This is a genomic window from Vibrio sp. nBUS_14 (assembly GCF_051201655.1).
Lineage (GTDB): Bacteria > Pseudomonadota > Gammaproteobacteria > Enterobacterales > Vibrionaceae > Vibrio.
In genome coordinates this window covers 644,808-670,803 of sequence record NZ_CP179207.1, presented here as the reverse complement: position 1 = coordinate 670,803, position 25,996 = coordinate 644,808, and the positions used below count along the sequence as shown (strand labels likewise).

22 protein-coding genes and 1 pseudogene are annotated in these 25,996 nt (G+C 44.4%); 19 read left to right on the top strand and 4 right to left on the bottom strand.

Annotated features, from left to right (window positions below; translation table 11 throughout):
* Positions 1–56 precede the first annotated feature (56 nt).
* Positions 57–1,547 carry an aldehyde dehydrogenase gene (locus tag ACMAZD_RS20590; RefSeq protein WP_435250402.1) on the bottom strand — a complete coding sequence of 497 codons (1,491 nt, stop codon included), beginning with the start codon at positions 1,545–1,547 and terminating at the stop codon, positions 57–59.
* 102 nt (positions 1,548–1,649) lie between these two features.
* Here ACMAZD_RS20590 and ACMAZD_RS20585 point away from each other — a divergent pair, with 102 nt between their 5' ends.
* Positions 1,650–2,555 (top strand): LysR family transcriptional regulator, encoded by a 906-nt coding sequence (locus ACMAZD_RS20585; protein WP_435250401.1) that lies wholly within the window; start codon positions 1,650–1,652, stop codon positions 2,553–2,555.
* Between the two features lie 149 nt (positions 2,556–2,704).
* On the opposite strand, the gene ACMAZD_RS20580 is transcribed toward ACMAZD_RS20585, so the two are convergent.
* Positions 2,705–4,033: an anaerobic C4-dicarboxylate transporter gene (locus ACMAZD_RS20580; RefSeq protein WP_435250400.1), complete on the bottom strand. Its 1,329-nt coding sequence runs from the start codon at positions 4,031–4,033 to the stop codon at positions 2,705–2,707.
* 394 nt (positions 4,034–4,427) lie between these two features.
* On the opposite strand from ACMAZD_RS20580, the gene ACMAZD_RS20575 reads away from it, so the two are divergent.
* The 3 genes from ACMAZD_RS20575 (at position 4,428) to ACMAZD_RS20565 (ending at position 6,239) form a co-directional block, all read left to right on the top strand.
* The gene (locus ACMAZD_RS20575; RefSeq protein ID WP_435250567.1) at positions 4,428–5,102 is read left to right on the top strand and encodes an HAD family hydrolase; all 675 of its coding nucleotides are present in this window, start codon (positions 4,428–4,430) and stop codon (positions 5,100–5,102) included.
* A gap of 196 nt (positions 5,103–5,298) precedes the next feature.
* Positions 5,299–5,925 (top strand): HD domain-containing protein, encoded by a 627-nt coding sequence (locus ACMAZD_RS20570; protein WP_435250399.1) that lies wholly within the window; start codon positions 5,299–5,301, stop codon positions 5,923–5,925.
* A 119-nt stretch (positions 5,926–6,044) separates the two neighbouring features.
* Entirely contained in the window at positions 6,045–6,239 is a 195-nt protein-coding gene (locus tag ACMAZD_RS20565) for a DDE-type integrase/transposase/recombinase (RefSeq protein ID WP_435250398.1), read from the top strand.
* A gap of 292 nt (positions 6,240–6,531) precedes the next feature.
* Here the strand turns inward: ACMAZD_RS20565 and ACMAZD_RS20560 are convergent, their stop codons facing one another.
* Positions 6,532–8,811, bottom strand: coding sequence for a TonB-dependent receptor (locus ACMAZD_RS20560; RefSeq protein WP_435250397.1), 2,280 nt, complete (start codon positions 8,809–8,811; stop codon positions 6,532–6,534).
* A gap of 218 nt (positions 8,812–9,029) precedes the next feature.
* Between ACMAZD_RS20560 and ACMAZD_RS20555 the strand changes: the two genes are divergently transcribed.
* From ACMAZD_RS20555 to ACMAZD_RS20485, 15 genes and pseudogenes are all read left to right on the top strand, one after another.
* The gene (locus tag ACMAZD_RS20555; protein WP_435250396.1) at positions 9,030–10,787 is read left to right on the top strand and encodes a PepSY-associated TM helix domain-containing protein; all 1,758 of its coding nucleotides are present in this window, start codon (positions 9,030–9,032) and stop codon (positions 10,785–10,787) included.
* Positions 10,788–10,855: 68 nt separating this feature from the next.
* Positions 10,856–11,143, top strand: coding sequence for a hypothetical protein (locus ACMAZD_RS20550; RefSeq protein WP_435250395.1), 288 nt, complete (start codon positions 10,856–10,858; stop codon positions 11,141–11,143).
* A gap of 31 nt (positions 11,144–11,174) precedes the next feature.
* A complete protein-coding gene (locus ACMAZD_RS20545; protein WP_435250394.1) occupies positions 11,175–11,735 on the top strand; it encodes a DUF6162 family protein in 561 nt (186 codons plus the stop codon).
* 13 nt (positions 11,736–11,748) lie between these two features.
* Entirely contained in the window at positions 11,749–12,648 is a 900-nt protein-coding gene (locus ACMAZD_RS20540; protein ID WP_435250393.1) for a metal ABC transporter solute-binding protein, Zn/Mn family, read from the top strand.
* Positions 12,645–13,373 (top strand): metal ABC transporter ATP-binding protein, encoded by a 729-nt coding sequence (locus ACMAZD_RS20535; RefSeq protein ID WP_435250392.1) that lies wholly within the window; start codon positions 12,645–12,647, stop codon positions 13,371–13,373. The genes ACMAZD_RS20540 and ACMAZD_RS20535 overlap by 4 nt, the downstream gene beginning before the upstream one ends.
* Before the next feature lie 9 nt (positions 13,374–13,382).
* The gene (locus ACMAZD_RS20530; RefSeq protein ID WP_435250391.1) at positions 13,383–14,264 is read left to right on the top strand and encodes a metal ABC transporter permease; all 882 of its coding nucleotides are present in this window, start codon (positions 13,383–13,385) and stop codon (positions 14,262–14,264) included.
* A 2-nt stretch (positions 14,265–14,266) separates the two neighbouring features.
* A complete protein-coding gene (locus ACMAZD_RS20525) occupies positions 14,267–15,151 on the top strand; it encodes a hypothetical protein (protein ID WP_435250390.1) in 885 nt (294 codons plus the stop codon).
* A 143-nt stretch (positions 15,152–15,294) separates the two neighbouring features.
* A pseudogene (locus ACMAZD_RS20520) lies at positions 15,295–15,808 on the top strand (IS6 family transposase).
* A 282-nt stretch (positions 15,809–16,090) separates the two neighbouring features.
* Complete coding sequence (locus tag ACMAZD_RS20515; protein ID WP_435250389.1) at positions 16,091–16,777, top strand: DNA-3-methyladenine glycosylase I; 687 nt, start codon at positions 16,091–16,093, stop codon at positions 16,775–16,777.
* 194 nt (positions 16,778–16,971) lie between these two features.
* A complete protein-coding gene (locus tag ACMAZD_RS20510; RefSeq protein ID WP_435250388.1) occupies positions 16,972–17,706 on the top strand; it encodes a GntR family transcriptional regulator in 735 nt (244 codons plus the stop codon).
* 487 nt (positions 17,707–18,193) lie between these two features.
* The gene (gene xdhA / locus ACMAZD_RS20505) at positions 18,194–19,639 is read left to right on the top strand and encodes a xanthine dehydrogenase small subunit (RefSeq protein ID WP_435250387.1); all 1,446 of its coding nucleotides are present in this window, start codon (positions 18,194–18,196) and stop codon (positions 19,637–19,639) included.
* Entirely contained in the window at positions 19,632–22,022 is a 2,391-nt protein-coding gene (gene xdhB / locus ACMAZD_RS20500; protein ID WP_435250386.1) for a xanthine dehydrogenase molybdopterin binding subunit, read from the top strand. Before xdhA ends, xdhB begins: the two co-directional genes overlap by 8 nt.
* A 67-nt stretch (positions 22,023–22,089) precedes the next feature.
* Entirely contained in the window at positions 22,090–22,971 is an 882-nt protein-coding gene (gene xdhC, locus ACMAZD_RS20495; protein ID WP_435250385.1) for a xanthine dehydrogenase accessory protein XdhC, read from the top strand.
* Between the two features lie 59 nt (positions 22,972–23,030).
* A complete protein-coding gene (gene guaD / locus ACMAZD_RS20490; protein ID WP_435250384.1) occupies positions 23,031–24,365 on the top strand; it encodes a guanine deaminase in 1,335 nt (444 codons plus the stop codon).
* Between the two features lie 286 nt (positions 24,366–24,651).
* Positions 24,652–25,533 carry an AEC family transporter gene (locus ACMAZD_RS20485; protein WP_435250383.1) on the top strand — a complete coding sequence of 294 codons (882 nt, stop codon included), beginning with the start codon at positions 24,652–24,654 and terminating at the stop codon, positions 25,531–25,533.
* Between the two features lie 176 nt (positions 25,534–25,709).
* Here the strand turns inward: ACMAZD_RS20485 and ACMAZD_RS20480 are convergent, their stop codons facing one another.
* Positions 25,710–25,973, bottom strand: coding sequence for a hypothetical protein (locus ACMAZD_RS20480; RefSeq protein WP_435250382.1), 264 nt, complete (start codon positions 25,971–25,973; stop codon positions 25,710–25,712).
* Positions 25,974–25,996 lie beyond the last annotated feature (23 nt).

The following is a 25,996-nucleotide window of genomic DNA, read 5'->3' as shown; positions in this document are numbered from 1 at the left end:
GCTATCATCCTCGATATAACGACATATGCATCAGTTTCTATACTTTTTATTAACGGCTATTTATTTACATACCAAATAGTTTTCGTCTGTTGGTATTGGTCAAATGCTTCAACGCCATTGTCTTTACCGCCAAATCCAGACTGCTTAAAACCACCGAAAGGTGTGCTGATATCCCCTTCAGAAAAACCATTAATCGAGATAGTGCCAGCATTCACAGCCGCCGCTGCGCGTTGAGCACGATAGATATCAGAGGTGTAAATCGAGGCAGCTAAACCGTAATCAGTATCATTGGCAAGCTTGAGAGCTTCTTCCTCGGTATCAAAGGCCGTTACCGCTAGAATCGGACCAAAGATTTCTTCTTTGAAGATGCTCATATCCGCAGTCACATCACTAAAAATGGTTGGCTCAACAAACAGGCCGACCTCATCAGAGGCTGTACCGCCGTAAACCAATTGCGCGCCTTCGCTTTTAGCCTTATCTAGATAGCTTTTCACTTTGTCGAAGTGTTTTTTTTCAATCATTGGGCCAACAATAGTGTCAGCCTGAGTTGGGTCGCCCATCTTCCAATCACGCATTTTCGTGATCATTTTTTCGATAATTTGGTCGCGAATAGTACGCTCAACAATTAAACGAGAACCACAACTGCAGTTTTCACCCATGTTCCAAAATGCAGCGTTTAGCATGTCATCGATGAAGGCATCCATATCAGGGATGTCTGAGAAAACGATTTGAGGAGACTTACCACCGCATTCCAAAACGATCTCTTTTAGATTACTTTGTGCTGAATATTCTAAGAACTTGCGACCAACTTCAGTTGACCCAGTAAATGAAATCATGTCGATATCATTGTGCAAACCTAACGGTTGGCCTGTGTCTTCACCATAACCAGTGACCATAAGAAGCGCCGATTCAGGGATACCTGCTTGGTGCGCTAATTCAACCATGCGATACGTGCTCAATGAGGTTTGTTCTGCAGGTTTTACAATCACAGAGTTACCCGTAGCTAATGCTGGGCCAGCTTTGAATGCGAACATTAACGCGGGGAAGTTCCAAGGTAGTACCGCCCCTACAACACCAATCGGCTCTTTGACGATGAGTCCCATCGCATCACCATTAGTTGGTGAAACCTTACCGAACTGCTTATCTACCGCTTCTGCGTACCACTTAATAAGTGAAATAGTTTCTGGAATATCAGTTTCAAGACACTCAGCGATAGGTTTACCTGCTTCAATACAATCGAGTGCTGCTAACTCTTCGGCATGCTTTTCAAGCAACGCAACCCACTTGTACATCACGTCCTTACGCTCCGCTGGGTTCAATTTAGACCACTCGCCGTTATTGAATCCTTCACGAGCTGCATTCACAGCTAGATTAACGATTTCTGGACTACCAGATTCAATTGCACCAATCACAGACTTGTTATGTGGAGCAATAGTAGGAAAAGACAACTCACGATTTACACAGTGGTCAGGAATCAAATGACCTGCCCATAGTTCACCCTGTTCGGCCAAAGAAAAAATATCTGCTGCGACGAGTACATTGTTCATTAATCATTCTCTTTTTAATTTAATGTTTCCAGGATGTTAATTATTTGATAGATTCCCGTAAAGCATCAGAAAGATATATCTTGATACCTTTTAGGAATGAGTATGAGTTTGAATTATGAAATCCGGCATCTAAAACACTTCTTTGCATTGGCGGAAGAATTGAATTTTCGAAGAGCTGCAGAGAAGCTCAACATCGCTCAGCCAGCGTTATCGAGATCATTACAAAAACTCGAATCTGACCTGGGAGTAATTCTTTTTATTCGAACCACTCGCCTCGTAGAATTGACCGACGCGGGAAAAACATTTCATGCGGGAGCACACCAAGCGTTTCTATCGTTAATCGACGCAGAAAAGAGTGCGATGCGCGTGAAGATAGGGGAAGAAGGATCATTGAGAATTGGCTATACGAACTTTGCGATTACAGGTCAATTACCTCAACTTCTAAAGGCATTCAAAGATTCTTACCCGTTGATTCGACTAGAACTTATTCATCAGTTTTCAGCCGATCAAATTGAGTCTCTAGAAAAAGAACGTTTAGATTTTGGCTTCATTACTGGTCCATTAATCTATAAAGGCATCACGTCATTTCCTTTTCAGCAAGACCCACTCGTCGCAATCGTTCCAGACTCTCATCCACTGTCATATAAACCATCTATAGACCTTATCGATCTAAGACATGAGTCGTTTATTTTAGGGAATGCCAATAACTGGACTCATTTTTTCAAGATCATTCAAAGGGTATGTCGCAATGCTGGCTTCATGCCAAACATAGTGGAAGAAGCTTATGATACCGAAGCCATTTTAGGCTTAGTCAGCTCTGGGTTTGGTATCAGCTTACATGCAGGAACGGTCAAGAATTACTATCGAAAAGGCGTCAAGATCATCGATATCAACGATCATCTCGACACCATCAGTACAGAATTGATTACATTCAATCCAGCTCAGAGTCCGATCAAAAAGATCTTCTTCGATTTTGCTAGATCATATAGTAAAGGCCTAAAAAGTTAGCATCAGCGACTATTGTTTCGTTAACTACTTTCACTTAACCAAAGTTAATGAGGTTAGTTAGTAGGAGCGAACTGCAGGGGTTTCCAATACAAAAACAGCGCCTCAATAGGCGCTGTTTTTCGTTTCTTATCTCGTTATCGCTAGTTCAATTAAGCGATAAAAATCTGTGCTAGTGCATAGCCCAAGCAACATGCACCGACCACACCGATTAAACCAACCGACATGAATGAATGATTGAAGTACCACTTACCAATCTTGGTGGTGCCAGAGACATCGAAGTTTACTGTTGCGATATCTGATGGGTAGTTCGGGATGAAAAAGTAGCCGTAAACAGCTGGCATCAAGCCGATCAGCAAGGCTGGGTCTAACCCTAGACCAAGGCCCACAGGCAACATCATACGTGCTGTTGCGGCTTGTGAGTTCACTACAACCGATACGATGAATAGTGCTAACGCAAACGTCCATGGGTAGTTAGTTACCATTTCCACGATGCCCGATTTGAACTGAGGCATTGCATATTGGAAGTAAGTATCCGACATCCAGGCGATACCGAAGATAGCAATTGTCGCCACCATACCCGATTTGAATACCACGCCATTTGGTACATCACGCGGATCAGTTTTGGTTGCCAGTAAGATGATACCGCCGAAACAGAGCATCATCATTTGGATAATGACCGACATCTTGATTGGCTTGTCGCCGTCTACAATGGTTCTGATCTCAGGCACCATCGCCACGATAACGATCACCACAATCGACAATAGGAAAATCAATACCGCAGTACGAGCCGAAGTTGGCAGAACTTCATCCAAAGAAGTCGCGGTGGTGCTTTCGATGCGTTTTTTCCACTCAAGGTCTTTTAGACGCGCTTGGTATTCAGGGTCTTCGTTCAATTCTTTGCCGCGTTTCAAGCTATACAGAGAAAGCAAAAGTGTGCCGAACAGCGTTGCAGGAACCGTCACCATCAAAATAGAAAGCAGAGTTATGGAGTGTTGAATATCTGTAAGCTGTGCGAGGTAGTACACCACAGCTGCCGAGATTGGCGATGCAGTAATCGCCAACTGAGATGCAACAGACGCAGCCGCCATCGGGCGTTCAGGACGAATGCCATTCTTCAATGCCACATCACCGATGATCGGCATGATTGAGTAAACCGCGTGGCCAGTACCCAATAGAAAAGTCATTGAGTAGGTAACAAACGGAGCTATCAAGGTGACGCGTTTCGGGTTCTTTCTGAGCACCCTTTCCGCTACTTGCAGCATATATTTCAAGCCACCAGCCGCTTCAAGAATAGAAGCACAGGTAACAACAGCGAGGATGATCAGCATTACGGTGACAGGTGGAGACGTTGGTGGCATCTTGAAGACAAACACCTCGATAACCAAACCAATACCAGAAACAACACCTAAGCCAATACCACCATACCGAGAGCCGATATAAAGTACGACCAATAAAAATAGAAACTCAAAATACAACATAAGAAACCTTGATAAAAATGTGGACTAATTATATTTTGTCCGTAAGTTCCTCCATTTACTTTTTGCTTGGTCACACTATCACTGCATGCTTCCACAAATTGTTTTTTATAAGATTATGGTCACGTTAATATGCCTGTAAGTTCATGAATTGTAATAGGAAGACAGGCACTCAACCTAGATTTGTTATGTGGGATAACCATAATTGTTTCTGTTAGATCTGCATTGCCTATAAAACACCAATCTCATAACCAAACGATATTGTTTCAGGTGAAACCAATCGCGCCCCAGGTCACTCAAGAGCATATTATCGAGACAATTCGACATATTCTAACTGAACACTGACTCGCCTATATCAAGACACTATGTCAAAATACCCCCCTTACGATGACAACACATAAAGAACCACGGATATGAATTTCAAGCTGCTATTTTTGATATGGATGGACTGCTGCTCGACACCGAGCGACTTTGTATGCAGGTTTTTGAAGAAGCATGTCACGCGCAAGGTGTTCCGTTTTTGCAGGATATTTACCTAGGCATCATTGGCTGTAACGCAAAAACCATCGAACAGATTTTTCGAAATGGCTACGGTGAAAACCTAGACTACCCGGCACTGAATAACGAATGGCGCACGCGCTACAGTGCAATTGTTAAAAACCAAGCGATCCCTGTAAAAGACGGCGTAATTGAACTGCTTGAATGGCTAAAATCAAACGAGATTCCAATCGCGGTGGCGACCTCAACTCAGCTTGATATCGCGAAGAAAAAACTTGAGTTGGCTGGCCTAGATTCTTACTTTACTTCACTAAGCACAGGCTGCGAAGTGACTCACGGCAAGCCTCATCCAGAGATCTACTTGCTGGCGGCAGAACGCCTAGGTGTTGCCCCTGAAACCTGCCTAGCGTTTGAAGATTCAAACAACGGCATTCGCGCTTCTATGGCAGCCAACATGATCTGCTTCCAGATCCCTGATTTAGTCGAACCATGTGACGAAGTAAAAACGCTTGGACACACGATCAGCCCTTCTCTGCATGATGTATTGGCACAGCTTCAACAAGCTGCAGCTTAAGCTATCACTGCTGTTGATAATCCTTTTATCAACGTAGACAAACCTCTCTATTAAGCCGACTCACAGAGTCGGTTTTTTTGTGGATATTCCTTTTATAAAAGATAAAAACTCGCGCTTGAAACTGTTATAGTCGATGTGAAATAAATGCTAGGTAATCAACAAGATTGCTAACGTCTAAATATGGAGACAGAGACGCGTGAAGGAAAAGTTTGAAGACCAGCTGCTTGATTTTGCACAGCGAGAGATGATACAAGATGCAGCGCACGACATCAGCCACATCAAGCGCGTCGTCAAAACTGCAAAGACATTATGTGCTCAAGAACAAGCTAAGCTTGAAGTCGTGTTACCAGCTGCTTGTCTTCATGATTGCTTCACCTTTCCTAAGAACCACCCGGATAGAGCCCAAAGCTCAACAATGGCAGCAGACAAGGCGATCTCTTTCCTTAAATCTATCAACTACCCCGCGTCTTATCTTAATGAGATCCATCATGCCATTGTCACGCACAGCTATAGCGCCAACATCACACCGGAAACCTTAGAAGCGCAAATCGTGCAAGATGCGGATCGCCTTGATTCTCTCGGTGCAATTGGAATTGCTCGCTGCCTGTACGTTGGTCAAAGCTTTAACGCTGAACTATACAACCACGAAGACCCGTTCGCGACGCAACGTGACTTGGATGACAAGCACTACAGCGTCGATCACTTTTACGTGAAGCTGTTTAAGCTCGCTGAAACCATGAATACCGAATCCGCCAAGTTAGAGGCCAACAAACGCACCGACTACATGCGTGGCTTTCTTGAACAGTTGAGCGCAGAAGTTTAACGGCCTACTTGCTTAGAAAAATAGTTAGCCAACAAGGAAGAAAGCACCAGTCACGAGAATAAAAAGCCAGTCGCTTCTTCGTGGCGAATGGACGAGACATACATTAACGTCAAGGGTCAGTGAAATATTACTACCGAGCGGTTGATAAGTACGGCCATACTGTTAATTTTTTACTCTGCGATCGCCGTAATGAGAAAGCGGCTCGTGCCTTATTCACCGAGGCAATCGGTCATAATGGGTTACCAAAAAAAGTGGTTATCGATAAGAGTGGAGCCAACGCGTCAGTACTGCATAACATCAATGTCCAACTCTAGTTAGTGGGAAAGGTAAAATGCATCAGCGCCTTGGTTCGAAATCTAATAAGGGAGCCAGTTCTACCCTGACAGGCGTGGAACTATGGTCGATAATTATCAATGGACAGCTCGATACTCCTCAAGACTTATCTGCTTGGGAACAATTTTATGCCCTAGCATCCTAAATACATCTAAAAATCAGTACACTTGTACTTCATCTTAACTTTGCGGTAAAAAACTTTATTAATCAAGTTCATAGTAACAAAAAAGGGCAGATTAACTCTGCCCTTACCAGTTTGTTTTATAAAATTGACTACATAAATATTGTTAGGTTCGCACCAAATTCTCTTGGTGCGCCCGCTCTAATATTTTGATTGCCTAAGTAGTCAGAGTAGTTACCTTGAATATAAAATTCATCCGTTAGGTTTTTCACGTATGCATCAACTTTAAAGTTATCACCTAAATAGCCTGCCGTTAGGTTATAAACGGTACGAGCATCGGTTTTGTAAAACTCGTTATTCTCTTGGTCGCTGTACATTTCATCGATGTAATCCATACTCACCGTTGAATAAACACGCTCAGTGAAGAAATAATTCGCGCCTAAAGATCCAGTAAATTCAGGGCTAAATGCGAATTGGTTTCCAGACAGATCGCCCTGTGCTCCTACGTAGTCCTTAAACTCTGTTTTAGCAAAACCTAGATTAGCGAATAACGTTAGGTCTTGATTAAACAGATAGGTGTTTTCAAACTCTAAACCGAAGATTTCTGATGAACCCGCATTTTCGGTGTAGCAGTTTATCGAGTTTCCATCTGGGCACACATTCACTTGCTGATCTTTCCAATCACCGTAGTATATATTTGCATTTGAAATTAAATCTCCATCCAGCCACGCAGTACGGATCGCCAATTCAAAGTTATCTAAGTGTTCTGGATCAAAGCGACGAGAAACGCCTGTAGCATCGATATCTGTACCACCAGAACGATAGCCTCGTTTGTAGAAAGCACTGACTGACGCATCTTGATTCACGTTGTAGGTCAAACCGACTTGTGGCAATAGTGCGTGGTAAGACGTTTCTTGCTTAGGTTGGTCAGAGAAACCGACATAAGAACTCAATTGATTGTTGATCGTTGATAGAATCGTTTGACCCATACCAGCTGGCAATCCTGCAGCAGCGTCAATTGCAGCACCTGTGCCAGCAGCATCAGGTAAGTTCAATCCACCAACGACATTACGTGACTGCTGAGCAGGTGCGATTTCACTCTTTTCATAGTCGTAACGGAAACCCGTTGAAGCTGTCCATGCTGAAGTTACGTCATAATCCCATTCGGTGAAAAACGCCACGTTCTGAACGCTCTTATCGTAAGCGATGCGGTCATCAACCTGTGCATTTTCCATGTAAAGCGGAAGAATGGCCCCTTCTAAAGCACCTGCACCTAAGTTGTTTAGGCCACTAGAAATCAACGGGTGAACACCAACTAACTGCAAACGGTTAGTTGATATCTTTTGGTCAACTTGGGTCAAGTAAACACCAGCCGCACCACGAAAATCTTGGCCATCAAAGTTAAAGCGAATTTCTTGAGCGATGTTCCTATCTTCTACCGTTCGATCAACCTGATTTCCTGTTACACCCGGAATTCTGTCAGAGTCATCCGTTCGCACGTAATCACCATCTAGATAAGAGGTGAGCGAACTTAGAGTCCATTGGTCAGTAAGATAATAAGTAAAATCGATTGCTGCCGTGAAACCATCATAGTTTTCTCGGGCGACTACATCATCATAAGAGATGCGGCTATCAAGTGGGTAACCATTGGCTGGGTTAACGTAGTAGATATCTTGTCCACGATCCGACTTAGCGAACTGGGCCATAAGATTCAGGCTCCACTCATCACTCGGTTCAATCAAAAGTTGTGCTCGAACATTATGGTTTTCACGAGCATCAAAGTCATCATTACCTAGCTCAGCATTTTCCATAAATCCGTCAGATTCATGAAATTGACCGGTAACTCTTAGGGCGACGTCATCATTAATCGGCGCATTAAACATGCCATCAAGCACTTTACGTCCATAGTTGCCCGCTCCAATTCGCATCGCAGCATCATAGTAACCAAGCTCAGGTTTTTTAGATTCAACAACCACGGCACCGATCAGTGCGTTTCGACCCACGTTAGTAGACTGTGGACCACGGAGAATTTCTATCTGCTCCATATCCCAAAGATCTTTTGCCAAAAAACGACTCGCATAACCAGTATAAGCAACGCCATCAATGTAAAGGCTACCCATCTCTCCAGTGCCCCCACCTGTAGAAGCAGAGTTTTGTGATACACCACGTATACCAAACGTCTCTCCAGCCCCCATGTCATAAACGTTGGCAGAGAGAGCATAAACGTCATTCAGATCTTGCAATTCATACCTTTCAATATCTTGATCGGTTACGACTGCGACACTTTCCTTAGTTTCTTGTGTTGAGCGAGCAATCTTCTGGCCTGTTACCACGATCACTTCTGCTTCACTCATATCAGTGTTATCCGACTGAGCAACAGCCTCACTAGACAATGCAGCTAAAACTGCTAATGCGGTTGCTGAAATCCTCAAAACACATCTCCTTATTTATATTTTTGCTATGAATGTGACGAAGATACTAGATCAGTAATAATAATAATAATAATAATCATTTGCATTTGTTATTGGTTTTATTAATAATCATCACCCAAAAAAATAAATGAACATAATGCCCTGATTTAGTTGGATTTAGCTAAAAATGAAAAGTCTAGAAGAGCATTAAGAATAAAAATAATTGCAGGGAGAGCAGTGTGAACACGCATGTGTCAGTGTCTGGAAGCTCAGTTGACGAGAGTAACGAGCGCATTTTTAGGAACAAAAAAAACAAGAAGGTTACAGCAGGTAGGCTTGCATTTTTAATACACAGTTTTATTGGGCTGAAACTATCCGTCATCTTTTGCGTCGTCTTGCTAAGTGGCACCATTGCCGTCTTTCATGAAGAGATCGATTGGTTACTTTATGCAGAAAAAAGAGCGACCGTGGCACCAGAACGAATGAATCCTGGTGCCGTCTACGATAAACTCCAAGCTCAATTTCCGGAGTCCGGAATTTCTTCGTTCTATACAGCAGCTGATCGCGAACAAACGGCTGCGACAGCATTAAAGAGCACAACAAGTGGTGGATTCACCGTTGTACACATAGACCCCTATTCAGGTGAGTTCAAAGGGGAGACCGACTTTTTAACGGTCGGTAGTTTTATTCGAATTCTGCATACCAACCTTTTCATGCCACTGGTTGGTCGCGCGTTCGTCAACTTCTTCGGTGTACTTTGTTTAATTGGGCTAGTGACTGGCCTTATTGCATATCGACGCTTCTGGCGCCATTTTTTCACTTTACCTCGTTATCGAGGGGTTAAATTTCATCGCTTCCTCGCCGATCTCCACAAATTCATTGGGCTATGGTCGCTTTGGTTTGTACTCATCATTGGCGTATCCGGCAGTTGGTGGTTTTATCACAACCCATTAGTTCTTTATAAGCTTGCGCCTCCTGTAGTAGAGGCTATGCCCATCGAACCGGGGTTGTCCAGAAGAGACATTAAACAGCTAGGTACAAACACACCAACTAAATTGTCATCTGCCGAAATTATTGAGGCCGTAAACAAACATGACCCAAGCTTCACCGTCATATTACTGAGGCCACCTGAACACAACGGTATGGCTTACTCCGTTCGCGGAATGAAAGACGATTTACTGACGAGCACCGTTGACAGTGTTTACTTTGTTCACCCTTATACCGGAGCAATCATCGGTTCTAGGTTAATGGAGGACGCAAGTTTTGGGCGTCGATTCGATAGAGCCATGAAGCCACTCCACTACGGTACTTTCGGTGAGTCAGGTTTAGCCGATCTACTAGTTAAGAGCGTTTGGTTCATTTTCGGGTTTGCAATGACAGCACTTTCTATCTCCGGGACGATCATTTACTACAAACGTACTCGCTCAGAAGTGTCTCGTGTCATTAGACCTTCAATGTCTAACACCAAGAAACACCTATTAAGAACTTGGTTAGTCATTCGACCTTGGGGTGGACCAATGTCAGGATTTAAGTACCTCAACTGGCTGTTCGTTTTAGTCATGTGTATCGGGATCAGTATTGCTTTCAAACTTCAAAGAGAAGGCACAAATAGCGGCGGTTACCATTACCAACCACAAACTATTGGAGAGTGGAGAGTGAGCCTACAAGTCGTGCTTGGCCTTTTAGAAAAAGACTTACCTCCAATAACACCAGGACGAAAAACTAACGTTAACGCTTTTGTGGAAGGCGACTTTTCAAACATTAAGTTTATGTATGTGGATTTTAAAAAGCCACGAACCCTACGAGCCCCTGGCTTTGTTATTCATGGTGTGACAGGCAACTTAGCCGCTCATGTTGTAGTCCCTAGAACCCTGCCAGAAGAACCTAAGCTATGGCTAACCATCGAAGACTGGAGCGGAGAGTTTTATCAAACTTCTTGGCCACTTATACCAGACAGCAAAGTGACATTCGACAAACGAACAACCAATATCCAATAAGCGTAGAGAAGGCTTTAAACATGTTAAGAAAGACAATTTTTCTTTTAATCGCAATATGCAGTACTTTAATGAGTTCATTAAGTTTTGCGCACTACCCGATTCTCACGTGCAGCGTACAACAAACAAATGAGAAAAAAGTAGTGATATGCGAGGCAAGCTTTTCCAATCGCGCTAAAGCACCGAATGTCATTATGGAAATCTTTTCTGACGAAGACGAAGTGCTCGCATCTGGAACGACCGATGACCAAGCGATGTACCAGTTCCCCTTACCGGACAGTGATTATTTCATATTGATGGATGCAGGCCCTGGCCACGTTTTAGAGATATCTAACGACGAAGTTAGCAATACCCTCTAGCTAGAAACTGTATTTAAGTGGAACTCATAAAATGAACCAAACTATCGACTGTAAAGACGAGCTAGCACTTTCTGGTGATGCGGTTGTTGAAGTCGTCCCACCAGCTGATGGCGTTGTTGAAAATAGAGTCGTCCTAATGTGCGTGGTTTCTATCATTGTTATCGCATCATCTTTATTGTTTTGGTTGTATCCAGCTCAAAAAGAACAGGAAGTCATCATACCTGAAGGTTTACACGCGCACTTAACCAGTCTATCAATCGCGGCAGATGAAATAAGTATGATGATGGAACTGGACATGGGCGTACCGACACTTTCCGAACTGTCGGATCTTGAAATAGCGCCATTCGCTCAAAATGCGATTGCGAGCCTACCAAATGTTAGTTGGGCGCAAGCTAATCACTGTTTTATCGGTAACACCCAAATCAGCAACACAGACTACCAAATTCGTTTGATCTTTGATGAAAACAACAGTGCTTCAACAGACTGGCGTATATCTGATGCGCTTTCTGTAGACGAGCTATGTTCACCCCAAAACATGACGCTGTGGCGCGATAGCAACGCCATCAACCCCAACCATTTACACAGCCATTAATGAAGGTTTCTTAATGTCTATCTTTCGTATTCCTGCTGCTATTCTTATCGCAGTGTTACCCTTAACATTCCCTTCTTTGGCTTTCGCTAAACTGAATATTGGGATCACGTTACACCCTTACTACAGCTACGTTAGTAACATTGTTGGCGATAAAGCCACAGTCACTCCTCTAATTGATGCTGGATTTAATCCACATGCTTACAAACTTTCACCGGCAGATTTAACTCGTTTAAAGTCAATGGACGCCATTGTTGTGAATGGCATTGGACACGACCAATTCGCCATTGAAGCTTTAGAAAGCTTGAACCTCTCCGATCTTACCGTTATTCAGGCGAATGCAGACGTTCCACTGATTAGCAAAAGTGGCGGACAAGTTCACAACCCACATACTTTCGTTTCCATTGACGCCGCAGTCCGCCAGATTTATACGATAGCTAAAGGGATCGCCAACCTCGATCCTGCAAACGCAAAGTATTACCAACGCAATGCTTTGATGTACGCAAAGAAACTCCGAAAAATGAAATCTAGTGCATTAAAAGAGGTGGCAAAACTAAATATCAGCGACATTCGTATCGCAAGCACACATGGTGCATACGGCTACCTTTTACAAGAGTTTGGTATGACCGTATCAGCGGTGGTTGAGCCGGCTCATGGCGTCTCCCCGAGCGCTTCACAACTGCAAGATACCATCAATAAAATCCGCAATGCCAACGTACAAGTCCTGTTTACCGAATTGAACATGGCGAACCAATACATCAATGTCATCGAAAACGTGACTGGTACTCGCATCTTTCACTTTTCTCATATGACCTATGGGGACTATCGCAAAGACCTTGTCGAGATAGACATGCAGCACAACCTCAAGACATTAGTAAAGTCACTAAAATACGCTGAGGAAAGTCCGAAGTCATGAGCCAATTAATACCAGACATGATTGCTGGACCAAGCGTCAAACTCAACAGCGTCACTTTACAAGAAGGGGCCCTAACAATATTAGAGCATGTTGAAACTCAGTTTGAAGCCGGTGGTTGGCACGCAATTTTGGGGCCGAATGGTGGTGGTAAAAGCACACTGTTAAAAACCATATTAGGGTTAACTCATCATTCGGGACAAGTCGCGATTCACTGGCCAAATACAGAATCGCATAACATCGGTTATATGCCACAGTTATCACCATTCGACTCGAGTCTACCCATTTCCGTTCGTGATTATGTTTTGATGAGCTTATCGACTCGACCAGTATGGTTCAAACGAGCACTGAGTCCAAATGTCCAGTCAGTACTGGAAGAGCTTGGATTGAGTAAAAAATTAGATCGAAAGCTTGGTGACCTCTCGGGCGGTGAACGTCAAAGATTGGTGCTAGGAATCACCCTATTAAAAGAACCAAGCCTACTGATATTAGACGAGCCGATGACAGGACTGGATCAACAAGGTCAAGAGCAGTGCTTGGCATTGCTGTCTAAATTCCAACAAGCTGGCGGTACAATTCTGATGGTGGAACACGATTGGGAAGTAGTTCAACAACACTGTCATAACGTCTATTGGATCGATAAGACTCTGCAGGTTCAATCTAGCGCCCAAGACTTTTTTGAAAGGTATCAGCAACCTTCAAAGTTACAGTCCATTCCAACCACATAAGGCAATAACATGGACATTATCTATAAGTTTTTTGCTCACTGGGTTGAGCAAGGTCTATTGCCTGAGATGTTTGAGTACGAATTTCTCATTAATGCACTGTTCGCCAGCATGATGATCGGCCCACTACTCGGGCTGCTTGGAACACTTGTTGTAGTAAAGCGCCTCGCGTTCCTTTCAGAAGCGGTTGGCCATAGTGTTTTAACGGGTGTCAGTATTGGTATTCTGCTCGGCGAGCCCGCTACATCCCCTCTTATCAGTCTATTTAGCTTCTCCATTTTGTTCGCTCTGCTGCTACAGTGGGTGAAAGGACGTTCAACGATCCCATACGATGCCTTAATTGGTGTATTTCTGTCGTTTGCTTTGGCGGCGGGTGCAGCATTACTTCTTTATGTGGCAAAGAAGGTAAATGCACATTTAATAGAACAAGTTATGTTTGGATCGATTTTAGTCGCCAGCCATACTGATTTAATTATGCTAGCGAGCATCTGCATCATGGTAGCCGCTATGAGTTATTTCTACGGCAACCATGCTTACTTAGTTGCTGTGTCGCCAGAAATTGCACACAGCCAACGAATTAAAGTGAAAGCTCACGACTACGCATTCGTTATCTTAATTGCCCTGATTACCGTTGCATCTGTGAAAATCATTGGGGCGGTGCTGGTTGGAGCGCTACTTTTGATTCCTGCAGCCAGTGCGCGATTAGTCGCACAAAATCTAAAACAGCTTTTGATTCTATCCGTTCTATTTTCTAGTACCGCATCTGTATTTGGTGTGCTGATACCAATGTACTTGCAATGGCCGATATCAGCAGGTCCTGCAATTACCCTATTTGCTTGTGGATGGTTCTTGGTCAGCCTTGCTCATAGACAAACCCAAAAAAGGATTGCGTAATCATGTTTTCTATTCGATTCGCCACTCAATTTATATCTTCCATATTCGCTGGGCTACTTCTCGTTTCTAGCTGTGCTCACGCAAATTCGACTGAACAGTCTGCCCATTTAAAACTGGTTACCATCGTCCCCGTTGTCGCGAGCATGACTCAAGAGTTGGTAGAAAATACATCTATAGAAATGACACTGTTACCTCCTACAAAGTACAACATAAAACGTATTCCGGGTTGGTTGGAACGACAACCACCTGAAGCCTACCCTATGGCAGATGCTGTGATCGGAATATCGTCTGTTTGGAAAAATGTAGACGCTTACCCTGCCCTGAGAAACCAAAATATCGCCGTTATACCAATTGATGTCGCACAAGCGTTATTACCCAAGGGCGAGAAAGTCGCGACTTTACAGCATCAAGGTGAATCAGCCAGTTACTTTTGGCTAAGCCCTGCAAACAGCTTAATCATGCTTGGTATTCTCCATCGCGATCTATTGCTAGTCATTGAGCACCATCAAATCGAAGAATTAGACAAGGTTAAACGTCTGTTAAATCAGAACTTTGACCAAATGCACAAGTCATTGCGTCAAAGCCAGATTCAATTAGAGACCGCTCTATTTGATTTAGAGTTCATGCAAGTCGTGATTGATAAACCAGAGCTAAAAGATCTCGCCTCTTCAACGTTACTTCCAATCGTTGAGCAAAACGACATACTAGATGAAGAGTTTGCCACGGTATTGATATCCAATAGAAAGCCGAACCACTCTTCCTTCAAATCACTTCCCAAGCATGTCTTCATCTGGAGCGTTGATGATTTTTCCAAATCCCGAAGTGGTTCTTATACCAAGCGTTGGCAAAAAAATGTAATTCAACTCAAGGCGAAGCAAAAAGGTTAAAGCCTAGTGGACGAGAGACTAAAACCACCTCTCGACGTATATTGAGAGCATTGCGAACAAATCTGACAAATCATGATTTCAGGTTTTGTCGCAAACAAGGCTATAGGTTATGATCACCCTTAACATTCATCAGCTTTAACATCATAACTATTAAGTTTACTGGCCGTTACATTCCTTCTGAGACCATACGGCAGTCCGTTCGTTACTATGTTTTCTACAAGCTGATCGCGGCCTCAATGTTAACCATTCAACATTGAACCGTTGGGTCATTAAATACGCTCCCTTACTCGAGCACCAGTCACGTAAAATAAAAAAGCCAGTCGCTTCTTCGTGACGAATGGACGAAACATACATTAACGTCAAGGGTCAGTGGAAATATTACTACCGGGCGGTTGATTTTTTACTCTGCGATCGCCGTGATGAGAAAGTGGCTCGCGCTTTATTCACTAAAGCAATCGGCCATAATGGGTTACCAAAAAAGTGGTTATCGATAAGAGTGGAGCCAACGCGTTAGCACTGCATAACATCAATGTTCAACTCTGATTAGTGAGAAAGATAATTAACTTGGTTGAAGTGTTTCAAGTTAAATATCTGAACAATATAGTTGAGCAAAGTCACCGAAAAGTGAAAGGTAAATTGCATCAGTGCCTAAGATAGAAATCTAATGAGGGAGCCAGTTCCACCTTAGCAGGCGTGGAACTATGGTCGATAATTAACGATGGACAGCTCTATAATCCTGAAGGCTTATCTGCTTGGGAACAATTTTACGTCCTAGCAGCCTATTTATATCTAAAAATCAGTACACTTGTACTTCATCCTAACTTTGCGACAAAACCAAACGCGGTCCTTGTATCAAATGGAATTAAAGCTCAGCTAATTCGTTTTAATTGCCAGATTCGACCCCATATCTTAGAAAATCGCATTAATTTGGAACCTTCCATGACCCAAGAAAAATTCGACACCATTTACCAACGAGCAGCTCACCGTAAAGGCGGTGCAACAGAGCTCGAAAAGATTGTTCGTGCACCTCTTTCACAAGACGATTTATCAAAAATCACCGACGACCGTTGGCTGGCAGCCTTCACACAAAAGGTATTCCAGTGTGGTATTTCATGGGGTGTAGTGAGGAAGAAATGGCCGCAATTTGAAGAAGTATTCTTTGAGTTCGACATCGAAAAAATGCTGATGCTGCCAAATGAAATGTGGGAGCAGAAAGCGCAAGACCCGCGTATTATCCGTCACCTCACCAAGGTAATGACGATTCCTGCTAATGCCATGATGATCCGCAATGCCAAGCGTGAAGCGGATTCTTTCTCTCAAATGGTAGCCGACTGGCCTTCAGAACGGATTACTGAGCTGTGGGATTACCTGAAAAAACACGGCAAGCGATTGGGCGGAAATACAGGCGCCTACACCCTGCGTCAAATGGGTAAAGACACCTTTATCCTCTCTTCTGACGTTGAAGCGCACCTGAGAAGTACAGATGTGATCGACAGCGGACGTAACACCAAGCGAGCCCAAGTTGCGGCAAGTAAAGCTTTCAATGAATGGCAGCAGCAATCAGGTCGTAGCCTGAGCGAAATTAGCCAGATCGTTGCGTACAGTTGTGGTGATAATCGCGTCTAGTTTAAAGAATAATGGCTTAAACCTTTAGATTGCACACAGTTCCCTGCAAACTAAATGTTATAAGTCATTAACAAATAAGCGCGCATCGCACTTTCACTCGGTGGCATTGTATAGATAAATGTATACAATATAGAGTAATACTCATGAATTACTCTCGACCAACTCGACTCGACTAAACAAGGGCCCTTATCTCTATGACAGCTCTCAAAAACTCTGTCTCCAAAGGTGTAAAAACAAAAGTAACAGGCCAGACTCAAGACGATGTTGTTTACTGCCATATCTTCGACGCGATATTAGAACAAAGGCTGCCTCCAGCCACAAAATTAAGCGAAGAAGCTTTAGCAGAAATCTTCGGAGTTAGCCGCACAATCATCCGCCGCGCCTTGCTTCGTCTCTCTTTAGAGCAAGTTGTGGTGATCCGTCCTAACCGAGGTGCCATGATTGCTGCACCAACAGTAGATGAAGCTAAACAGATCTTTAAAGCGCGCGAAGTCATGGAGCTTGCTATCATAGAGCTTGCCGTTAAACACGCGACTAAAGCTCAGATCGATGAGTGCAGAAAGCTGGTTGCGAAAGAGAACTGCGCCTTTGAACAAGGCGACTATGGTTCTGGTTTACGACTGTCTGGTGAGTTCCATATCAAACTTGCTGAAATGGCAGAAAACGCACCACTGCTCGCTTTCCAACGCAGCTTAGTCTCTCAAACGTCCCTGTTAATCGCTCAATACGAAACAGGTATCCACTCAAACTGCTCTCAAGACGAGCACGAACAGTTACTCGATGCGATTGAGTCCGGCGACGAACAACAGGCAGTTGACTTAATGAAAGAACACCTAAGCCACATCCGATCTAAGCTCAATCTAGACAGCAGCACCGCATCAAGCGACTTGCATGTTGTGTTCTCTGATCTACTTAAAAGCAAATCGTAACAAGCGACCTTTCTAACGAACCGCTAGCAATTGTTTGTTACCAACCTTCTTTTAGCCGCTTTTTGTTAACAACTTTTTGTTAACAAGACAAGAGAGAAGTAAGCCTCTATGTTTACTTCTCTTTTTTATGCACTCCTCAGCTTACTAAACACAAAGATCGGTTCATTTTCGCCTCTAAACACTCCGTATTCAGATCTAAACGACGAATTTGCTCTCGTTTACATAATGCAACAAGCACCAAAAACTTTGCCTTCATTTTGTATGCATAGCTAACAATTCAGTCATAGCATAAAACTGAATACCTATAGCAAAACCCCATATAGAACATAGTCCTAAATATGAAATCGGATTGTACACAATACCAATGAGCACTACATTGTTGCATTTTTGTAAATAAATAGTTGACCACAGGGTCAGGATGGATAATTATTGACCTAGAAGTCAAAAAGAATACACATGGAACAATGTCGATTTACAAGGAGGTCTCTTGATTACTTTTTTGCTCAATCAGGAAATAAGACGTGAAGACAATCTGTCGCCGAATATGACAGTGCTCAACTACCTTCGTACCAAGGTTAATAAAACCGGTACCAAAGAAGGTTGTGGGTCTGGTGACTGTGGCGCATGTACCGTCGTTCTCGGTGAAGTAGTTGATGGACAACTGCAATACCGTTCGGTGAACTCATGCCTTACATTTGTGTCAGCGTTACACGGTAAGCAGCTGATCACAGTAGAAGATCTGCAAAACCGAGATAAGTCATTACACCCGGTACAGAAAGCGGTTGTCGATTTTCACGGCTCTCAATGCGGTTACTGTACGCCGGGCTTCATCATGTCGATGTTTGCGCTTGGTAAAAACAAGCCTGATGCAAGCAAAGAAGACGTAATGGAATCATTGGCAGGTAACCTATGCCGTTGTACTGGCTACCGCCCTATTGTTGATGCTGCAATGTCGCTTTCAACAGACCAACCTTTGATTGATCAATTTGCTGAACTCGAGCGAAAAACCATCGAGAAACTCGAAAGTATTCAAGACACCGAAGCCAACTTACGTCTTGGCCACCTCACTGCTTTTTCCCCGAGAAGTACTGATGAGTTGGCCAAGCTTTTTCAAGCGCATCCAAACGCTAAGCTGGTTGCTGGCGGCACGGATTTAGCACTGGAAGTGACGCAATTCCATCGCGAGATTGAAACACTGATCAGCGTAAACCTTGTTGAAGACATGAAGGTATGTGAAGAGACAGACACCGACTTAATCATTGGTGCCAACCTTCCAATCAGTGACTCTTACTCACTACTGAAAAAACACTATCCAGATTTTGGTGAGCTGCTACACCGCTTTGCTTCGCTGCAAGTACGTAACCAAGGCACCATCGGAGGTAATGTTGCCAATGCTTCGCCTATCGGTGATACGCCTCCTCTACTAATTGCGCTTAACGCGAAAATTAAACTGCGCTGTGGGGATGAGTCTCGCATCATGCCGATCGAAGATTACTTCATCAGCTACAAAGTGACGGCGCAGAAAGAGAGTGAATTCATTGAACAGATTATTATTCCAAAGCCAACCAATGACAGCTTCCGAGCTTACAAAGTGTCGAAACGTTTAGACGATGATATCTCTGCGGTTTGTGGTGCGTTTGATATTCAAATTGAAGATGGCAAGGTTTCCTATGCTCGCATCGCCTTTGGCGGTATGGCAGCAACACCTAAGCGCGCAGCGCGTTGTGAAAATACGTTATTAGGCAAACCGTGGACAGACACTAATATTAAGTTAGCGATGCAGGAACTGTATAACGACTTTGAGCCGCTCTCTGATTTCCGTGCAAGCCAAGAATACCGTTCATTGTCGGCGGCCAACATGCTGCGTCGCTACTTCATTGAACGACAGAACAAAAACAACCAAATCGAAACAAGGGTAACGTCTTATGTCTAAATCACACGAGCATGCGATGACCCACGAAGAGATGGTTACCATTGCAAAACAAGACCTAAAAACTGGCGTAGGTAAAAGCGTTAAACACGACAGTGCAGCCAAGCAAGTTACGGGCGAAGCGGTATACATTGATGACCGCCTTGAGTTCCCAAATCAGCTGCACGTATACGCACGCCTGAGCACGCAAGCACACGCGAACATCACCAAGATAGATTTATCACCGTGTTACGAGTTCGAAGGCGTGGCGATTGCCATTCAAGCCAAAGACGTACCAGGTGAACTGGATATAGGTGCGATTCTTCCAGGTGACCCACTTCTTGCCGATGGCAAAGTTGAATACTACGGCCAACCCGTGATTGCTGTAGCAGCCAACGATTTAGAAACGGCACGTAAAGCCGCACATGCAGCCATTATTGAATACAAAGAATTGCCAGCGATTCTTGATGTAAAAGAAGCACTAGAGAAAGAACACTTCGTGACAGAAAGCCACACTCAACAACGTGGGGACTCAAAAGCCGCATTGGCAAAAGCAAAACACGTAATCTCTGGTGACCTAGAGATCGGCGGACAAGAACACTTCTACCTAGAAACCCAAATCAGTAGCGTAATGCCAACCGAAGACGGCGGCATGATCGTGTACACCTCGACACAAAACCCAACCGAAGTTCAAAAACTGGTTGCGGAAGTGATTGGCATACCGATGCACAAAGTCGTGATTGATATGCGTCGTATGGGCGGTGGTTTCGGTGGTAAAGAGACCCAAGCAGCCTCTCCAGCGTGTATGGCTGCGGTTATTGCCCACCTTACAGGCCGACCTACCAAAATGCGTCTGCTGCGTAACGAAGACATGCAGCAAACCGGTAAACGCCACCCATTTTACAACCAATACACAGTCGGTTTTGACGACAACGGTGTGATTCAAGGTGCCGACATTACCGTTGCAGGTAACTGTGGTTACTCACCAGACTTATCAAGCTCAATCGTAGACCGTGCGATGTTCCACTCAGACAACGCCTATTATCTAGGTGATGCAACTGTAGTGGGTCATCGATGCAAAACCAACACGGCATCGAATACAGCTTACCGTGGCTTTGGTGGCCCGCAAGGCATGATGACCATCGAACACATCATGGACGAGATTGCGCGTTACCTGAAAAAAGATCCTTTGGAAGTACGTAAGGCGAACTACTACGGCGAAGAAGGCCGTAACGTAACCCATTACTACCAAACCGTTGAAGACAACTTTTTACCTGAGATAACCGAACAGCTTGAGCGCAGCAGTGACTATCACGCCCGTCGTAAAGACATTGCCGAGTTCAACAAGCAAAGCCCTATCTTGAAGAAAGGCCTAGCGATCACACCAGTGAAATTCGGTATCTCGTTTACTGCGACTTTCTTGAACCAAGCAGGTGCGCTCATCCATATCTACACCGATGGCAGTATTCATTTGAATCACGGTGGTACGGAAATGGGGCAAGGCTTGAACATCAAAGTGGCACAAATCGTTGCACAGGAGTTCCAAGTCGATGTCGAACGTATCCAGATCACCGCTACAAACACAGACAAAGTTCCGAACACATCACCAACCGCAGCCTCATCGGGCACCGACCTCAACGGTAAGGCCGCGCAAAACGCCGCAATGACCATAAAGCAGCGCCTGATCGACTTCGCTTCTTCGCACTTCAAAGTGTGGCCTGAAGAGGTTGTATTTAAGAATGGCATGGTACAGATCCGCGATGAGATCATGACCTTCAACTCATTTGTTGAGCTGGCATGGTTTAACCAAATTTCGCTATCGAGCACCGGCTTTTACCGCACTCCGAAAATCTATTACGATCACGAGAAAGCACGCGGTCGCCCTTTCTACTACTACGCATATGGCGCATCGTGCTCGGAAGTTATCATCGATACCCTAACCGGTGAAAACAAGATTCTGCGTGTTGATATCCTGCATGACGTGGGCGCTTCATTGAACCCTGCGATTGATATCGGCCAAGTCGAAGGTGGCTTTGTGCAAGGTGTCGGTTGGTTAACGACGGAAGAGTTGATTTGGAACCAGCAAGGTCGCTTGATGACCAATGGCCCTGCGAGTTACAAGATCCCAGCAATTGCTGATATGCCAATTGATTTCAGGACGCACCTTTTAGAAAACCGTAACAACCCAGAAGACACCGTCTTCAACTCGAAAGCCGTGGGTGAACCGCCTTTCATGTTGGGTATGTCGGTATGGAGCGCACTGAAAGATGCCATTAGCTATGTCGCTGTCGATGGAGCGATTCCTAAGCTCAACACCCCTGCAACGCCAGAACGCATTCTGATGGCAATACAGGAAGTAACTGAAACGACTCCGACTTCGGTCGATGCTCAATCAGAAACGGCTTAAGGCTCATGTGGATCGTTTAAGGCGTAATAAATAGCTTAGGAAGCATAAAAAGGATTTAGGAGGACATATGTTTAAGGATAATTGGATTCACGAACTGGCAAAACTGGAAGAGAGCTATGAACCATGTGTGATGGTGACGGTGCTCGAAGATAGAGGTTCCGTTCCACGCGATGCGGGTACCAAGATGCTTGTTACTCGTGACCGAATCATCGCTACGATTGGTGGTGGTCACCTTGAACATGTGGCTACTAAAATGGCGCGTGAAATGCTGATTGCCAGCGAAAAATCGCTCAAAGTGGAACGCTTCAACCTAGGCGCTCGTTTAGGCCAATGTTGTGGCGGAATGGCAACGTTAAGCTTTGAGCCGATTGGCACTCAACAGAATCACCTTGTGCTGTTTGGCGCTGGGCACGTTGCCAAAGCGCTGCTGCACATTGTCGCAACCTTGCCCTTCCGTGTGACCTGGATTGATGAACGTGAAGAAGTGTTCCCCGAAACGCTACCACACGGTGTGAAAAAGCTTGTCTCAGACGATCCGGTTGGCGAAGTGAAACACATGCCACCGAACAGCTATTACCTAGTGATGACCCACAACCACCAGCTCGATTTTGACTTAACCAAAGCCATTATCGACCGTGAAGACAGCCGTTACTTTGGTATGATTGGTTCTCTGACTAAGCGCAAGAAGTTCGATTTCCGCTTAGAGCAACGCGGCTACAGCCAAGAGCAAATTGAAACCATGCTTTGCCCGATTGGTATAAGCGCGGTGAATGGTAAACATCCAGCGGAAATTGCGGTATCGGTTGCGGGTGAACTGATCGCACACTATCAAGGCCAAGCACTTGAACAAAAGCGCCCAACCAAACAATATCGAAATCAGGATTTGACCGATCAACACAGTCAACCAAGCGATGTAGGCGAACCACTATTGGAAGAGAAGATCGCCTAACAAAAGTCGCAAAGCTTCAGTGGCCATCAAGTCGCTGAAGTCATTAAAAGGAAGTAAACATGACAACACAACGCAAAGCTTATCGCGCCAGTATTTTACACAGCGTCGCCGACCCAAAAGATGTCGGTATCGATGAGTCTTACGACTATTTTGAAGACGGTGTTTTAGTGGTTGAGAACGGCCATATCGTCGACTTAGGTCCTGCCGATGAGGTATTGGCTCGCCAACCTAAAGCACTCGAAGTAAAAGAATACAAAGACAAACTGATCACCTCTGGCTTTATTGACACGCACATCCACTACCCTCAAACAGGGATGATCGCGTCTTACGGTGAGCAACTTCTTGATTGGTTAGAGAACTACACCTTTCCAGAAGAAAAACGCTTCAAAAACCCAGTTTACGCACACAAAGTGGCGAAGCTATTCCTAGACGAATTAGCAAGCAACGGCACCACCACGGCACTGGTATTCGGTACCGTGCACAAAGAGTCAGTTAACGTTTTCTTTGAAGAAGCTGAGAAGCGCAACCTACGTATGATCGCAGGTAAAGTGCTAATGGATCGCAATGCGCCAGATTACCTGACCGACACACCAGAATCTGGCTATGCCGACTCAAAAGAGCTGATCGAAAAATGGCACAAGCGCGGTCGTTTGCACTATGCCGTAACACCTCGCTTCGCACCAACCAGTACACCAGAACAACTCGAAACGGTAGGTAAACTGCTAGAAGAATACCCAGATGTGTACATGCATACGCACCTTTCTGAAAACAAGAAAGAGATCGATTGGGTGTTAGAGCTGTTCCCGGAACGCAACAGCTATTTGGATGTGTATGACCACTATGGTCTACTTCACAAACGTTCGGTATTCGCCCACGGTATTCACTTATCAGACTGCGAATGTAAACGACTCGCGGATACCGATTCTGCAATCGCCTTCTGCCCTACTTCGAACCTATTCTTAGGTTCTGGCTTATTCAAGCTACCAAAAATGGAAGAACACGGCATTCGTGTCGGTATGGGAACCGATGTGGGCGCAGGCACCAGCTTCTCGATTCTGCAAACTATGAGCGAAGCCTACAAAATCATGCAGCTTCAACAAGAGAAACTGCACCCAGTTAAATCACTGTTCTTAGCTACTCTGGGCGGCGCACGTTCCCTGCATCTAGAAGACAAGATCGGCAACTTGGAAGTGGGTAAAGAAGCGGATTTCGTGGTGTTGGATCTTCATACCACACAGCTGATGCGGTTTAGAATGGAACAAGCCACCAAGCTTGAAGAGAAGCTCTTCGTAATGATGAGCTTGGGTGACGACAGAACCGTCAGCGAGACTTACATCTACGGTGAAAAAGCCTACGACGTGAATTTCAAAGATTACAAAAAGCTCGTTAGCTAGACTTAAAACCGAGTAACAATCGCTAGACAGCGACAGCAGTCGTTAATTAAAAATCCGTCCAGATTTATCTAGCCTTTAAAGACCAGTTGCTAATGCCACTGGTCTTTTTTGTGCTTCATTCAAAGAAATATAAATTAACCGCTCACAGACAACCATCTTCGGTGACGCCAAGTCATTATATTGATAGGTTAATGTTTATACATATCGACTTCATACTTCGTTTGGCGTATATCTAAAACATTCGTTTCGTAGCTAAATGGAAGCACTCAATCTAGAAAGGAATTCTATGTTCGAACAGGTCGTCAGCATTCTGTTTCCCGTTTTTGCTTTAGCCAGTGCTGGCTTTGCGGTCGGTCGTTGGCTCAAACCCGATTTCAAGCCGATCAATCGCATCAACATGGATGTTTGTATTCCTGCGTTGGTGTTTGCATCGCTGACCACCATGCCTCTCGACACCGAACAACTGCCGCTGATTTCCGCCTCTTTAGTAGCGGTGTTGGTACCAGCCTTATTGATGATTCCAATCTGTAAAGTCTTTAAGCTCAATTTCAAAGCCTGGGCTCCGCCACACATGTTTCGCAACAGTGGCAACCTGGCCATTCCCCTATTCACTTATACCTTTGGGGAGAGCGCGTTAGCCCCTGCGGTACTGCTGTTTGTGGTTTCGGCGTGTGTGCACATTAGCGTTGGTTTGGCGCTGTTGAGTGAAGGTAATCCGATCAAGCAGATCCTCAAAATGCCGATATTCTTAGCCGCTGCATTAGCGATGACGTTGAACCTATCTGGCATTGCAGTGTGGAATCCAATCTATGAAGCAACATCCCTGCTTGGGCAAGCTGCCGTCCCTATAATGCTGCTGTCGTTGGGCTCGCAAATGGTCAACTTGAGACTGAGCGGATTGAAAGTTGGCTTGTTGTGCAAGGCTCAATCGCTGTTTACTGGCGCCATCGCCTTCAGCATCATCTACTTCTTTATTCCGCTGCCAACGCTTCAGCTACAAATGATGGTGCTGTTCACCATGCTGCCACCTGCCGTGATGAACTACCTGTTTGCAGAAAGGTTCAATATAGAGCCACCCAAGGTCGCGTCCATGGTGTTGTTCGGCAACTTCCTGAGCGTAGTTACCTTGCCTATTTTGTTGTCGTTCGCGCTGTCTTTGTCGAGCTGATGATGGATAACTTCAGATAACCCGATGAAAGCAACCATTTGATGACACATATCATAAAACAGAAAACAGAAAACAGAGCCTCATCGAGGCTCTTTTAGTATCAAGGTAAGTCTAAAACTACGTAGCAGTTCTATGCCAAACTAGACTTAAACCAAACTAGCTTGATGGTTCGAATACTAGCGTGGTGTCATGACTTTGATTCTTAGCCTATCACCATCGTTGTAATTAATGAGATTAGACAAGGAACTCGGATCATTCATATCAAGCTGATTAATATCAATCCAAGCGCCTTTATTGATGGAATAGAAAACTTTCATTCCTTCGCTGGCACTTTCTCCAGAAAAATCCAAACTATTCTTTATAAATAAAGCTGAACTTAGCACTGAGTTAGTAAACAGCAAGGGTAATAATAGTAATAAAAATTTAATTTTCTCCAGCATACACTGACCTTAAGGGTGATTAG

Coding starts and splice junctions, on each gene's coding strand:
- ACMAZD_RS20515 (WP_435250389.1), top strand. CDS start 16,091: ATGACCCAAGAAAAATTCGACACCATTTACCAACGAGCAGCTCACCGT.
- guaD (WP_435250384.1), top strand. CDS start 23,031: ATGACAACACAACGCAAAGCTTATCGCGCCAGTATTTTACACAGCGTC.
- ACMAZD_RS20535 (WP_435250392.1), top strand. CDS start 12,645: ATGAGCCAATTAATACCAGACATGATTGCTGGACCAAGCGTCAAACTC.
- ACMAZD_RS20590 (WP_435250402.1), bottom strand. CDS start 1,547: ATGAACAATGTACTCGTCGCAGCAGATATTTTTTCTTTGGCCGAACAG.
- ACMAZD_RS20540 (WP_435250393.1), top strand. CDS start 11,749: ATGTCTATCTTTCGTATTCCTGCTGCTATTCTTATCGCAGTGTTACCC.
- ACMAZD_RS20585 (WP_435250401.1), top strand. CDS start 1,650: ATGAGTTTGAATTATGAAATCCGGCATCTAAAACACTTCTTTGCATTG.
- ACMAZD_RS20580 (WP_435250400.1), bottom strand. CDS start 4,033: ATGTTGTATTTTGAGTTTCTATTTTTATTGGTCGTACTTTATATCGGC.
- ACMAZD_RS20480 (WP_435250382.1), bottom strand. CDS start 25,973: ATGCTGGAGAAAATTAAATTTTTATTACTATTATTACCCTTGCTGTTT.
- ACMAZD_RS20550 (WP_435250395.1), top strand. CDS start 10,856: ATGAGTTCATTAAGTTTTGCGCACTACCCGATTCTCACGTGCAGCGTA.
- ACMAZD_RS20545 (WP_435250394.1), top strand. CDS start 11,175: ATGAACCAAACTATCGACTGTAAAGACGAGCTAGCACTTTCTGGTGAT.
- ACMAZD_RS20530 (WP_435250391.1), top strand. CDS start 13,383: ATGGACATTATCTATAAGTTTTTTGCTCACTGGGTTGAGCAAGGTCTA.
- xdhC (WP_435250385.1), top strand. CDS start 22,090: ATGTTTAAGGATAATTGGATTCACGAACTGGCAAAACTGGAAGAGAGC.
- ACMAZD_RS20485 (WP_435250383.1), top strand. CDS start 24,652: ATGTTCGAACAGGTCGTCAGCATTCTGTTTCCCGTTTTTGCTTTAGCC.
- ACMAZD_RS20525 (WP_435250390.1), top strand. CDS start 14,267: ATGTTTTCTATTCGATTCGCCACTCAATTTATATCTTCCATATTCGCT.
- xdhB (WP_435250386.1), top strand. CDS start 19,632: ATGTCTAAATCACACGAGCATGCGATGACCCACGAAGAGATGGTTACC.
- ACMAZD_RS20510 (WP_435250388.1), top strand. CDS start 16,972: ATGACAGCTCTCAAAAACTCTGTCTCCAAAGGTGTAAAAACAAAAGTA.